Annotated in this window: 2 protein-coding genes and 1 pseudogene; all 3 read left to right on the plus strand. The window is 58.7% G+C overall.

Annotated features, from left to right (window positions below):
- Positions 1-143, plus strand: a pseudogene (locus tag ACR0IO_RS22920) (replication-associated recombination protein A); the annotation flags it as partial.
- Positions 144-198: 55 nt separating this feature from the next.
- Positions 199-579, plus strand: coding sequence for a fluoride efflux transporter CrcB (gene crcB / locus ACR0IO_RS22925; protein WP_340259772.1), 381 nt, complete (start codon positions 199-201; stop codon positions 577-579).
- Positions 576-1,608 (plus strand): RluA family pseudouridine synthase (locus ACR0IO_RS22930; protein ID WP_480745137.1); only part of this gene is annotated, 1,033 nt, incomplete at its 3' end. The genes crcB and ACR0IO_RS22930, both read left to right, overlap by 4 nt.

Consider the following 1,608-nt stretch of genomic DNA (forward strand, 5'->3'; position numbering starts at 1 on the left):
GGTTTGCTGGGCAGAATTACTTTCCCGATACAATCACGCGCCCCAGTTTCTATGAACCTGTAGAGCGTGGGTTTGAGAGGGATCTTGGAAAGCGGGTAGCATATTTTGCGAAGCTGAGGCGCGACCGAAACCGCGATGAGTGACCCGTGCCGCGGCTTTTGGTTGACAACAGACAGGCAGGGGCAGAAAGAGCCACCCATGATTTGGACAGTTTTTCAGGTGGCACTTGGGGGCGCGATTGGTGCATCGCTGCGCTATCTTGTTGGCGTGGGTCTACATCGTGCGCTTGGGCCGACCGCTTTTCCCGTTGGGGTGATCTCGGTCAATATTCTTGGCTCTTTCTTGATGGGTCTTTTTGTGGGCCTTGCCGCACAGCGCGGGCTGACCCATTTATCCCCTTTCGTCATGACGGGGATCTTGGGCGGGTTTACAACATTTTCTTCCTTTTCGCTTGAGGTCATCACGCTTTATGAGCGGGGCGATTTAGGGTTGGCGGCGGCCTATATTCTGGGCTCGGTCATCCTTTCTCTCGTTGCGATTTTCTTGGGGTTGATGCTGACACGGGTGGCGCTGCCATGACGGGTGTTCAGGTTTTGGCTGTCGCGAATGCAGATGCGGATCAGCGGCTTGATCGGTGGTTCCGCCGGCTTTTCCCGCATATCCCGCAAGGCCGCATTGAAAAGATGTGCCGTAAAGGTGAAATCCGTGTCGATGGTGGGCGCGTGAAACCCGCAACACGCCTGCAATCTGGGCAGGAGGTGCGCATCCCCCCCTTGCCTGACCCAATGCCCGAAGATGCGCTTGGCGCGCCGCGGGTGCAGAAATCGGCCATCTCGGACGCGGATGCCGCGATGATGCGCCGCGCGGTCATCTATCAAGATGATCATCTGATTGCGATTAACAAACCCGCAGGTTTGCCCACACAAGGCGGCAGCGGGCAAGGGGGGCGGCACGCTGATGCGTTGGCGGCCTGTCTTGCGCGCGAGGGTGAGGATAAGCCGCGCCTTGTTCATCGCTTGGATAAGGACACATCGGGCGTTTTGCTCTTGGCGCGCAGCAGGCAAGCCGCGCAGGCCCTCACCGATGCCTTTCGCCATCGTGAGACGCGCAAGATTTACTGGGCCGCCGTTGCAGGCGCGCCTTTGCCCCGAATGGGCAAAATCAAGTTTGGATTGGTAAAGGCCGCAGGCCATGGCAAAGGGGGCGAAGGCGAAAAGATGCGCTGCCTTCATCCGTCTGAAATCGCCACCACCGATGGGGCCAAGCGGGCCGAGACGGATTATGCAACGCTCTCTGCGCTTGGGGGGCGGGTGTCATGGGTGGCGATGGTGCCGATTACTGGCCGCACCCATCAATTGCGCGCCCATATCGCGGAGCTTGGCCACCCGATCGTGGGGGATGGCAAATATGGCGGCAGCAGTCAGGAAAATTTGGGCGATGGATGGGGCGCGCAATTGGGGGGTGTAATCAGCCGCAAACTGCATCTTCACGCGCGCTATCTGAAATTCCGTCATCCTTTCACCAAACGGGATCTCACGCTAACCGCAGCCTTGCCTGATCACATGGCCCGCACATGGGATTTGTTCGACTGGCGCGCCGAAGATGTGC

This window comes from Ruegeria sp. CE12 (assembly GCF_056537525.1).